Origin of the sequence: Bacillus sp. NPDC094077 (assembly GCF_050279465.1) — a bacterium.
GTDB lineage: Bacteria > Bacillota > Bacilli > Bacillales > Bacillaceae_G > Bacillus_A.
On the sequence record NZ_JBNNUF010000037.1, the window covers coordinates 1 to 10,873 of the forward strand.

The following is a 10,873-nucleotide window of genomic DNA, read 5'->3' on the forward strand; positions in this document are numbered from 1 at the left end:
AGTCCTACATCTATTCCAATGTAAGAATTTGTTTTCGGAAGTTCTTGCACTTCTGTTTCAACTAACAATGACACAAAGTATCTACCAGAAGGGTTCCGTCTAACCGTAGCATTTAAAATACGTCCCTTTACTTCACGACTTTTGGCAAATCGAACAAGACCTAGTTTAGGCAATTTCATTTTGTTTCCTACAACGGCAATGTTCTCATTTGTTTGTTTTGTGGTGTAAGATTGTACATTATTCTTCTTAGATTTGAAACGCGGGGCACTGTTTTGTTTTTTGAAAAAGCGTGTATAAGCATCCGCAAGGTTGCGAACAGATGACTGAATCGCAATACTATCCACTTCTTTTAGCCAAACAAACTCTTTCTTCAAGGCAGGGAGCTTGGCAGAGCATGTACCATATGTCAAACCTTTTCCTGTTTCTTTGTGTGCATGATCCCATAGAGATAGGAAATGATTGAATACAAAACGAGAACAGCCAATCGTTTTATTGATTAGGGTTGCTTGTGCTTTATTTGGATAGATACGAAATTTATATGCTTTATTGATTAGCATTCCTTTCACCTCCATTTTGATATGCGTCTATTATACAACAAACATACATTCGATAGGTAGTGAAGTAACAGTTTATATATGTCGAACAATTAAGATGGCTTCCTGCCATCCCATGTCCGAAGCCAATTCATCTCCCACCTACTCACTTCGCGTTCCTTGAGGAAGGAGTCTTCTTGGCTAAAATGATAAAGGACAATATCAGGAAAATGAGGATTTACATTTTTGATGCAAATCTGATTTAATGTTGAGGACAGAATTCCTCAGCAATTCAATGTTTTTTTAATGATTTTTCTCGTTGAGATTATGGAGTAAGCTATCGTGACGTTAGCGAAAAAATAAAGGAACTATTGGAGCCGTGAACTACTCGTCATCTAGCAAAGTATGATGTGGGAGCTTGTCAGTTCCACGACGAAAGTAACCTTGCATCTCCCTGAGCGTTACTTTGGGGGCCACCCTAGATGTCCAATGCTTGGATGCTCTCTTGGTTCGGTTGATATTTTACGCAGGAACCGGATGGCTTGGTTTTCGCACTCTATTTTCTTCCTGCAACCTCATATATCAAGTTATCAAAGAGCTTCATATAGCTAGTTTATCAAATGTTTTGGCTATGCCAAACGGAAATTCTTTTCCCACTTAACCACTTCACATTCCTTGAGGAAAGAGCCTTCTTGGCTAAAATGATAAGAACTTGTTTGGTAGCAACGTCTAACTGGCTAATATAACCGGTGTTTATTTAGTGAAGTATCCTAGAAGGGGGGATGTAATTATGAGAGTATTTTTATCCAGAGATGCAGCGATGATCATGGATTTAACACAACTGGAATTGAATACGACTTATGCTCTTATAAATTATGGTGAACCTAAAACTGCTCTGATGAGGAAGGTTCAAATGAATATTACCAAAATTGAATGTATGAAACTTAAAGTAGAAGTGATTGAGGAGAGAGAAGGACCAAAGGTATATGATTTTTCACTTAAAGACTTTTTTAATGAATTAGTTAAAGGAATAGAAAATCATCTGAAATTTAACTTAACATACTATGATATTGATGATGCTAAAGGTATTGTATCCTATGATTTCAATCTAAATTCAAAGACACCTGATATGGAGATTAACAAATTTATCGATTTTATAGAGAGGCAGATTACTGAAGTACATTTAGAAGTTTTTAAAGCTTTTAATTTACCAAAAAACAGACCGGAATAGTTAGATCATGTCGTAATACGTGAAAGGAAAAGGTCATTAATTACAATGACCTTTTTTACTTGAATATGTATAAATCAATTATCTCGGATGTACACAAACACTAGAGTTGTTAATGGATTGTATATTATTATTTAATTACATATGGGGGTGGATAAATGAAAATAGTTACATGGAATGCAGCAATGGGATTTAGGAAGAAGATTGAAAAAATATTACCGCTTAAAGCAAATATATTAGTTATTCCAGAATGTGAACATCCTGAAAAATGGAAAGAAAAAAATGCTCAGAAAGATATCGTTCAATTCCTTTGGTACGGAAAAAATCCAAACAAGAAGGGGATTGGAATAATTACGCTAGATAATACTTATCAAATTGAACTTCATCCAGATTATGATGATAAATTCCGCTATATCATTCCATTAAGAGTCTCTGGTGAACGGGAGTTTATTATGTTTGCAGTTTGGTCACAAAATGATAAAGAACGCTATAATAGTTACATAGGGCAAATATATTTAGCATTAGAGAAATATGCATCTTTGCTAAAGGAGCCATGTATTATTGTAGGTGACTGGAACAGTAATAAGAAATTTGATTATATTAAAAGAGTGAAGACACACTCTGAGGTTGTTGAACTTCTTAAGCGTGTAGGGATTATGAGTGCTTATCATTATCTTTCTAAGGAAGAACATGGGCAAGAGTTGGAACCGACCCATTATTTTAGAAGAGAAAAAACAAGACCTTTCCATATAGATTTTCTGTTTGCTTCTGAAATATTCCTTGACCAATTAAAATCTTATAACATAGGTTCTTATGAAGAGTGGATTAAATTCAGTGATCATATGCCTATAAGTGCTGAATTTAATAGGTGAAAAATAATTTTATAGAATCTAATATTAGAATAAAAAAACCACCTATTGAAAAGATTTATCAAAATAGGTGGTTTTTATGTCTATTTAAATGCAAATAGTATTCTATTATCTAATTTGTATTAATGCTTGCTAGTTCGCATTATAACCATATTCACGTGTCCCTAACTTTTCCTTGTAAATATTTTCAATATCGAGTATTTCATCATTTGTAATTGATTTAGGCAATGTTCGTAATATCGAAAAAAGAAAATCTTCTTTACGTTCTGGATTATTTTCTAATAGCTCGATTAATCGCTTATTCCCACCATGACCAGTTTTAGCGTAAGATTCCCATCTTCCCCATATACCGCCTTTACCTATTCCACCATATGCATTTGCTTTACCTACATATAATTTCCCTGTTTTTCTATCTAAAATTGTATAGATTCCAGCTACTGAAGAAAGCATTTTACACCAGGTAGAGTTAACATCAGGATTATTGTAAATTTTTTTAAATTCGTTGTATGTAAGTGAAAAATCAAGAAATCCTGGAAACCTACGAATTGTTCCTTTTGGAATAATTTCTATAATATCAAATTGTTTTCTCTTTCTAACTGTCTTTACCTTCTTTAAAGGCGCAAACCACATATGAAATGTTCGCTCTGACCAATTAATGATTATTCGTTCTTCTAGTTCTTCAAATCCTTGAACTCTTTCCATTTGATAATAGTATTCATTACCCTTTTTGTACTCAGGCTTCATCCAATCATAATGTTTATCAGTAATAAATTTTTTCGGATTGGATTTGCCTAACACCTTGTAAACACCGATAAATACAGCTTTTTTACCTTCTTCAAAGTCCAGGAAACTAACCACATACTCACATTCTCCAAATACATCATCTTTTTGGTGTTTCTGGTATAACTCTAATTGACCTTTTTCATATAAATCGACAACATCAATTCTATCCTCATCTTTATGCCGTACGATTTTAATATTTTTAGATAAATCTAAGCCATAACTCTCTAACATTTTCTCTACTGTAAGCATAAAACCCCTCCTACCTCATGATAGTACTATTAGGTCAAAAAAACATCCTAATTATTTAAAGGATTGATTATAAAATCTGTTTTTCATGATAGTTATCTAATTTTTGTTTTATTTAATAGTAAAATATTAAAGGGAATACCAAGAAAAGTATAATCTTGAAAAATATGTATTTGAAATAGTGTTCCTAAATATGGAATCAAAGTATAATAGAAGAGAAGCACTAGAAAAATGGGGGAATACTATGATTACATTGCAGCAAAAACTGGAGCAATACACACATATATATGCACAGTTAAAGGGAGAACTAAAATGGAAAACGAGTGATTCTCGAACAGGAATGATGATTGCCGCTATGTATGCAGGCAGCGATAAATTTTTTGATCTTGGACGTTTTTTAGAAATTAGTAGTTATATTAAGGATCAGGTAGGGATGTTTTCATACTTAAAGTCTTATCATCGCTTTGTGGTTGCGGCAACATTAGATATTCACTTTACACATTACAAGGAAGCGTTTCAAAAGTTTCTAGATTTATATGAACGATTGGTCACTGGTGGCTTTAGCCGGAGTATATTTACTTATCTCGCAGCAGCTGTGCTTTTAACAGAAGATAATGGACAGCATGACACACGCATTCAGCGGTCGATGCAAGTATATAAACGCATGAAAGAAGATCATCTCTTTCTTACAGGTACAAATGATTATCCGCTCGCTGTTTTACTAGCAGGACAATCAGAGAAAGTAGAAATACTTATGGACCGAGTGGAACGTCTTTATCAGAAACTAGCAACAGCTGGCTTGCGTAAAGGGAATGATCTTCAATTTTTAAGTCATATTCTTTCGCTAAATAAGGATGCTAGTGAAGATATGTTAGTCGGACAATGTACAAACATATGGAATTTGCTAAAGCAAGAAAAGGTAAAAGTGAAACAGATACATTACCCGGCTATCGGTCTACTAGCGTTGCTTGAGGATGGAGAGAAAGAGGTTCATTCTATTCGAGTATTCATTGAAAAATTGCAGGGGGATAAGCTATTCCGCTGGCATACGGATACAAATATTCTTATTGCAATTCAACTGTTCGTAAGTCAGAAAGGTGCGGAAAGTCACGCTGCCAACACAGGTTTACAAACAATGATAGAAGTCCTTATACAGGCGCAGCAGGCAGCTATGATAGCAACGATTGCCGCTTCCTCTACAGCAGCCTCTTCTGCTAGTAGTGGTTCATAAAGTGCAAATTGCTATATGAATGCGAGTGTTCTGTCGCTATATTTAAGATTTTACATACTTTATAATTAAATCAAGAGTCAATTATGAACTTAATCAAATTGAATTTTTTTAGATTTATAGTTAAAATAAATGTAAACTTTTTAATTTTATTTTTTAATCCACAATTATTAGCGGTCTTTCGGACTGAGAATTAAGCTTAATGTGCTTAATATCTTTATCCGAAGACCGCTTTTTTGTGGTATTAAAAAGTAAAAATACTAAAGGGAGATGTATTTATGAGTTATATTGGATCAATGCTGTAATGCAGCTATTGAGACGATGGTAGTACAGCAAAATGCGTTTTAGCATCCACCTTATGATTTGAAATGCTTGGTACAGATGACTTAGAAGGTGCTAAAAGAAAGGAATTTGTCGAATTAGATAGACCTACAAGATATTTAGCAGATGAAGGTATTATGTAATTCCGTCTTATAGGTTTGCTGCAGAAAAGGTAGCAAGGTTTATAAGCATCGATTTTGAATAAATTGTAGAAGACCAATTAACTATGAAATTGTTTGTTTTTTTAAAAAATTAAATTAACGTGGTAAGGAAAGAGGAATTTAATAATTAAATTCCAATTAAAATATTAGGGGAGGAATTTGTGATGATTGGTGAAACTTTTAAAAATTTATTAATAAGTCTGGCTGGTTTAGTAGTGGGGTTAAGTGCTATATATTTAATAATTAAATATAGCTTCAAATTAACAGTAGAAAAAGTAATACCTAATTTAATAGGCTACGCTAGCTTATATTTGCCAGGAGTTATAACTTTCGGCCTAGTTGGATATTTTTCAAATTCATGGATTTTTGGAATTGTAATGGGTGTTATAGTTGAAGCAATTCGTTTCTATGGGTTAGGAAGAATACTACATCAAATATCCTCTTCATTAAGAGCGATGAAAGTGAAAATAACTATAGCAAAAGCAAATAAAAAAGCTAATGCTAAAAATAAGCCTTTAGAAGTAATTGAAGCTACTGAAGTTAACATAGAAAAAGAGAGAATAGCACAAGAGAAAACAGCAGTTGAACTGAAAAAAGAACAGAAGGAAATCATAAAAACTGAAGAGCCAGAAATAATTGATGATGCAGATGATGTTGAAGAGTTAGAGGAAATGGAAGGAATAGAACGAATTGCGGTACTTGAGTACATGGAAATGGTGGCGAAAACTAGAGATAAGATGTTAGCGGTAAATGATAATACAGTAAAACGTGAGCGTAAACAAGCAGAAAGTACCCCAGATACACAGAGAACCTATGAACAGCTACAACGAGTTCTGGTTAGTGGAAATTCAGGAAAGAAAAATGAAGAAATTAGTTTTGATTAATAAGAAAAGCTATCATCAGGTGAAGTGATGATAGCTTTTTGTACTTAGTAATAAATTCCTGAAATCTTTTCAAAAGTTACAATAACCCAATTTTGTAACTTTTCTCACAGACTCAGGATTCAATAATAGATAGGTTATCGCCTTTAGTAAAGAGAGGAACATTAACTTTGTATTATTGAAATAAAAGAGCAGCTAGCAAAAGCTAACCGCTAATCTCCAAGGGGGAATGGAGAAAAATCTAATGTCATCTACATTATTGACAGAATATTGAATTTTATACAGAGGAGATTATATTTTATGAATTAGATTATAATAGTCGATATTCTCCATATTGACCAGAAAAGAACTAAAAATTCTAGTGCAATTCCAATTGTTCTTTTCCTAGTTTTCTGAAATTCTTTTATTAAATAGCCAATGGCACTAATTGCTATAAGAATGAAAAGAATAAGTTCTAGTGTAACGGGCATTTGATCTACTCCTAATCTTTCATTTTTTCATTTTCTAATTTATTATATAACAATTATAAGATGTTTTGGTGAGTAGTGGTTAAGATTAAATAATATAATATTTCAGCAGAAAAGGAGAATAGAGAATGTGTAATTATTCAGGAAATACAGTCAAAGAGTTAAAGAACAAGAATGAAAAAAGAACAGCTAACAAAAGCTAACAAAAGCTAACTGCTCTAATCATGGAATATGGTTAAGAAATGGGTTGTCTACTTTATTGACGGAATATTGGGTTTTATTAAATTTAAATTCTTTTTTCGAAGGGAAGATGGAGCAATTTGTTTCTTCCTGATGAAAATCAGCAAGAACAAGTCAATATTCGCGGTACCACTACCAGTCAGTTAATTTTATGTAAAGGTGTCTCGTCAGCTGAAGGGTAAGAAGTCTATACTAAGAGCAGATTGTTGATATAAAATGAAGAAGGATCATGTGACTTAAATCATAAAATTGCATACCAATAACCCATAACTTTGTATCAAGATTTCGTTTTTAAGTTCTAACATTACAAAACTCCCCTTCCAAATAACCCATAAACTTGAAGAAAGTTTATTTTGTAATCATTCATTTTTGGGTTTTTATGATAAGATTTACATATATGGGGAAGGTGGAGGGCTATGAGAAAATTTTCTCGAACAGGAAAAATATTATTAGGTTTTGGAGCGATTCAAGTGTTTTGGGGACTTGTAATGCTTAATATAATTAATGGAATTAATTTATTTGAGCATACAAGTGGAGTGGTGAAATATGGTATTCTAATTACTGGAATAGTATGTTGCATTGCATCTAACTTTTTTAAAGAGCCTAAGAGTTATATTAATAAGTGAGTTAATGTTAACTTAGTGGAAGTTTAAACCTGTATTTTATGCAAAGTCATGCTTCCTGTTATAAGTATCCCTGCTATCAAAAAAATAACATTGAATTACGGTGATGCTTTTATTGTATTTGATAATTTTTCGACTCCATCAAAAGTGAATCCATTCTATGAGCTAGTCCAATCAAAGATATAATCGTGGATGGAATTTCTCCTCTCCTCTTGTAAGCCGTTACCTCTATCATGATTTTATTTTATCTGTATAAGAGGATAAATATGGTTTTTATAGAATAAATAAGTCGGGAGGGGTGGATAAATAATGATATATATAGAAATGTTAGAAGGGTTATCGGTAGGGGGAATATATACCGAAAGGCAAATTTATGATTTGTTATACAACGCTGACACTGAAATAACAATTTTATGTGATTCCGTATCAGAATTTGGTGAATCCGAAATAGAAAGATTCCGAGTGATGGGTAAGTATGAGATATTTATTCATAAAAATGAGAATCATTCATATTGTGCGCCATCGAAAAAAACAATGGTTTATGTTATAGAGAAAATTTAAAAGCATCCAAAACGGGTGTTTTTTTATTGAATAGAAATTACACATTAAACATGAATTTGAATACATAATCCATTCCTTAAAATAACCTTAATTAAACTATGGATTTAATAATACCTAAAAAATAAATGGTATAATTTTCTAAAATGATTTAAATGAAGTTTATTTTAGAAAAGGGGTAGATGGAAAATGTTTCAGAAGCTCAAATTTTATTTAATGAGCATTTTAATTAGTTCAATGTTAGGAGGAATTATTATAGGTGCTAATTTCTTAGCCCATAACATCTATAATTTAGTTGCAGGTAAAGAATATCATATTAATATGTGGTCTTCTATTATTATATTTAGTGTTGTATTTGTTTCAGGTTTCTCATACATGTTGAAGAAGGGGCCAGATATACTTGTTAATAATTAAAACAATAGCAATTATCGTAGGCGCTACCGTGATTTGGATGGCGTCTTTTCTAGCTTATTAATTACCTCAATATATATGTATCTCTTAGCGTTTGGGCGAGGGCGCTTTTTTATTGCATCTTATGATAAGTACAGGTATATAAAATGTGTAATATAAAAAGTAAATGAAAATAATAAAGGCGCATAAATTCTATATTTTAAGTAGTTTAGCCCCTTGGAGGGCGCTCCAAGGGACTTAGATTCGAGAATTTTTAAACTCTTGCTTAATTACATGAGAACTCCCTAAAGAGTATCTAAGCTATTTTAACACTTAACCAATTATTTTTACGGTCGTATATATAGATTTTAATATTTTTGGATTATCACGTTGTGTAACCATAGTCGGTTAGCGAGGCGATGGGACAACTTAAGTATTGACCGAACCTAGGGAGTATAAATGAGAAGATTCTTAGTCTTCTCTCAACCACCAAACGTAAAGCGAATAGCTAAGATAGGTAGAAAGTTATATGATGCGGTGGCTTAGAGAAGGGTGAGAGTAATCTTGGCCTTGGAAGAGGAACTTTTCCATTTGTTTTTTAAAATTTTGCTCTATAAGATATGTGAACTATAGAGAATTCGTTAAAACATAATTTTTGAATTATATAATACTTTTATATATAATTATATTGATTTTAGTATATTAACTAATTAAAAATGGGGAAATAAAAATGAAGATTAAATTTGATGTGGTTAAAGATGAAAATTTTGATTTTAATTTTTTAGAAACAAAATTGCTGAAAACTTTTAAAGAAGTGGATAATGTGGCAATAGTTGAAAAGGTTGAAGATAAAATTTTTGAAAAAGATGATTTGCAAACCCATTTAGTGGAGATTACCATTAATGTTACAGGAAAGAATATCGGGTATAGATCGGTTTCAGCTAGTATATTTATTGTTCTAGAAAGTCTATCAATAAAGCTATTCAATATTAATATTGGTATATGTTAAGCATCCCAAACGAGTACTTTTTTCTTTGTTATATAGAAATTACATATTAAACATTAAACATATATTTATACGCATTGTTACTACACGCTAAGGAATAGTAATAAAACGATGAAACTGATGAAACTGTATAAAAACAAAAAGAATCCTAAGATGGGCAGTGTTTTATGAAAATTGAGCATGATAAACCTCCTTGGTGTATATAAAGAATTATAATACATCATTGGTCTATTTAGAATATTAACCATGAATTGGATAGAATTATGCATGGTTAAATCAATAGAAATTGTATATTAAACGTATTTAATGGGTTTGCTAGGTATAAAGATAATTAAGAATCATACAATGATACGGAAGGGTCTTTTCTAGCGTGTTAGTTACCTCAATGTATATGTATCTTTTGGCGCTTGGGCGAGGGTGCTTTTTTTATTGCACATTATAATAAGGACAAGTATATATTGGAATAGGACGAGTTCTTCGTGTCCCATTCAATGATCAGGGTAAACCCCTATTCACATTGAGAGTATCTAATAGCTAGGGTACTCTCTTTTTATTGGATAAAATGGACATTTAATCCGAGGGGTACAAATTCGATGCGACGTAAAAAGATTTGTTGAAACAATGGAAGGTGGATTTGCAAGCTGTTCATGAAGAGAAGCGGCTGAAGAAGAAGGCTAAGAAAAACAATAAAAAATATAGCATCCCTGGTAATACAGCTGGATTCATGAATGGGCAGAATACTTATGGTAAAGAGAATGGGGTATGGAAGCAAAGAAATAAATGACGTAAGGATAAATAAGTTTGATTAAGTTTATAGCAATTATCGTAGGCGCGCCGTAATCTGGGTGGCGTCTTGTTTTTTGTTAAGGAAAGATAACAAAACAAACGAATACAAGCACGAAATTAGAAGAAGAAAATAATAGCCTTGTCGTTTGCCATAACCTACTAGGTGTGAATTTGAAATAAAGGTAAGATGTTTTTAAGAAAGACGCGAAGTTTTGAATAAAGTTGCGACGTTTATAAAAAAGATGCGATGCTTTAGCACTTCTATCAAAATTATAAAATGAAATGCATTTTTTGTTTCTTCATTAAGTTAATAAGCTAAATTAATGTAATATCGTGATAAAATTTAGAAAGATAAGGAGTTATGAAAAAGGGGGGTTTTTGGATGGTTCATAACCTAAAAAATAAAAGATTTGTAGAGTGATAATAAAGTAGTTTAATTTACAATAAAGTCCTTTAAAAAATAATAAAGTTGTTTAATTCCCTATAGAGCTAACGGAGCAGTCTAGTTTAATAAGTTGGGAAGTAATGCTTAACTACTTGATAAAGCATCAGC

The 10,873-nt window shown here is 32.1% G+C and carries 11 protein-coding genes; 9 read left to right on the forward strand and 2 right to left on the reverse strand.

From position 1 onward, the window contains the following. Positions 1-557: RNA-guided endonuclease TnpB family protein (locus ACQKNR_RS28630; RefSeq protein ID WP_427322610.1), on the reverse strand; the 557-nt coding region annotated here is incomplete at its 3' end. Between the two features lie 766 nt (positions 558-1,323). On the opposite strand from ACQKNR_RS28630, the gene ACQKNR_RS28635 reads away from it, so the two are divergent. Both ACQKNR_RS28635 and ACQKNR_RS28640 read left to right on the forward strand, forming a co-directional pair. Next, positions 1,324-1,764 carry a hypothetical protein gene (locus ACQKNR_RS28635; RefSeq protein ID WP_427322612.1) on the forward strand — a complete coding sequence of 147 codons (441 nt, stop codon included), beginning with the start codon at positions 1,324-1,326 and terminating at the stop codon, positions 1,762-1,764. A gap of 155 nt (positions 1,765-1,919) precedes the next feature. Beyond that, positions 1,920-2,633: an endonuclease/exonuclease/phosphatase family protein gene (locus ACQKNR_RS28640; protein WP_427322614.1), complete on the forward strand. Its 714-nt coding sequence runs from the start codon at positions 1,920-1,922 to the stop codon at positions 2,631-2,633. A gap of 129 nt (positions 2,634-2,762) precedes the next feature. Here the strand turns inward: ACQKNR_RS28640 and ACQKNR_RS28645 are convergent, their stop codons facing one another. Beyond that, positions 2,763-3,662: a GIY-YIG nuclease family protein gene (locus ACQKNR_RS28645; RefSeq protein ID WP_427322616.1), complete on the reverse strand. Its 900-nt coding sequence runs from the start codon at positions 3,660-3,662 to the stop codon at positions 2,763-2,765. A gap of 190 nt (positions 3,663-3,852) precedes the next feature. Between ACQKNR_RS28645 and ACQKNR_RS28650 the strand changes: the two genes are divergently transcribed. The 7 genes from ACQKNR_RS28650 (at position 3,853) to ACQKNR_RS28680 (ending at position 10,318) form a co-directional block, all read left to right on the forward strand. Continuing rightward, positions 3,853-4,890: a DUF4003 domain-containing protein gene (locus ACQKNR_RS28650; RefSeq protein WP_427322618.1), complete on the forward strand. Its 1,038-nt coding sequence runs from the start codon at positions 3,853-3,855 to the stop codon at positions 4,888-4,890. A 643-nt stretch (positions 4,891-5,533) separates the two neighbouring features. Further along, on the forward strand, positions 5,534-6,253 hold the full coding sequence (locus ACQKNR_RS28655; protein WP_427322620.1) for a hypothetical protein: 720 nt from the start codon (positions 5,534-5,536) through the stop codon (positions 6,251-6,253). 1,120 nt (positions 6,254-7,373) lie between these two features. After that, on the forward strand, positions 7,374-7,583 hold the full coding sequence (locus ACQKNR_RS28660) for a hypothetical protein (RefSeq protein ID WP_427322621.1): 210 nt from the start codon (positions 7,374-7,376) through the stop codon (positions 7,581-7,583). Between the two features lie 306 nt (positions 7,584-7,889). Beyond that, positions 7,890-8,141, forward strand: coding sequence for a hypothetical protein (locus ACQKNR_RS28665; RefSeq protein WP_427322623.1), 252 nt, complete (start codon positions 7,890-7,892; stop codon positions 8,139-8,141). 186 nt (positions 8,142-8,327) lie between these two features. After that, positions 8,328-8,552 (forward strand): hypothetical protein, encoded by a 225-nt coding sequence (locus ACQKNR_RS28670; RefSeq protein ID WP_427322625.1) that lies wholly within the window; start codon positions 8,328-8,330, stop codon positions 8,550-8,552. A gap of 706 nt (positions 8,553-9,258) precedes the next feature. Beyond that, the gene (locus ACQKNR_RS28675) at positions 9,259-9,537 is read left to right on the forward strand and encodes a hypothetical protein (RefSeq protein ID WP_427322627.1); all 279 of its coding nucleotides are present in this window, start codon (positions 9,259-9,261) and stop codon (positions 9,535-9,537) included. Positions 9,538-10,144: 607 nt separating this feature from the next. Next, on the forward strand, positions 10,145-10,318 hold the full coding sequence (locus ACQKNR_RS28680; RefSeq protein WP_427322629.1) for a hypothetical protein: 174 nt from the start codon (positions 10,145-10,147) through the stop codon (positions 10,316-10,318). Positions 10,319-10,873 lie beyond the last annotated feature (555 nt).

What these genes read in the sequence shown, in the direction of transcription:
- ACQKNR_RS28635 (WP_427322612.1), top strand. Translation starts at nt 1,324, where the DNA reads ATGAGAGTATTTTTATCCAGAGATGCAGCGATGATCATGGATTTAACA.
- ACQKNR_RS28640 (WP_427322614.1), top strand. Translation starts at nt 1,920, where the DNA reads ATGAAAATAGTTACATGGAATGCAGCAATGGGATTTAGGAAGAAGATT.
- ACQKNR_RS28645 (WP_427322616.1), bottom strand. Translation starts at nt 3,662, where the DNA reads ATGCTTACAGTAGAGAAAATGTTAGAGAGTTATGGCTTAGATTTATCT.
- ACQKNR_RS28650 (WP_427322618.1), top strand. Translation starts at nt 3,853, where the DNA reads ATGGAATCAAAGTATAATAGAAGAGAAGCACTAGAAAAATGGGGGAAT.
- ACQKNR_RS28655 (WP_427322620.1), top strand. Translation starts at nt 5,534, where the DNA reads ATGATTGGTGAAACTTTTAAAAATTTATTAATAAGTCTGGCTGGTTTA.
- ACQKNR_RS28660 (WP_427322621.1), top strand. Translation starts at nt 7,374, where the DNA reads ATGAGAAAATTTTCTCGAACAGGAAAAATATTATTAGGTTTTGGAGCG.
- ACQKNR_RS28665 (WP_427322623.1), top strand. Translation starts at nt 7,890, where the DNA reads ATGATATATATAGAAATGTTAGAAGGGTTATCGGTAGGGGGAATATAT.
- ACQKNR_RS28670 (WP_427322625.1), top strand. Translation starts at nt 8,328, where the DNA reads ATGTTTCAGAAGCTCAAATTTTATTTAATGAGCATTTTAATTAGTTCA.
- ACQKNR_RS28675 (WP_427322627.1), top strand. Translation starts at nt 9,259, where the DNA reads ATGAAGATTAAATTTGATGTGGTTAAAGATGAAAATTTTGATTTTAAT.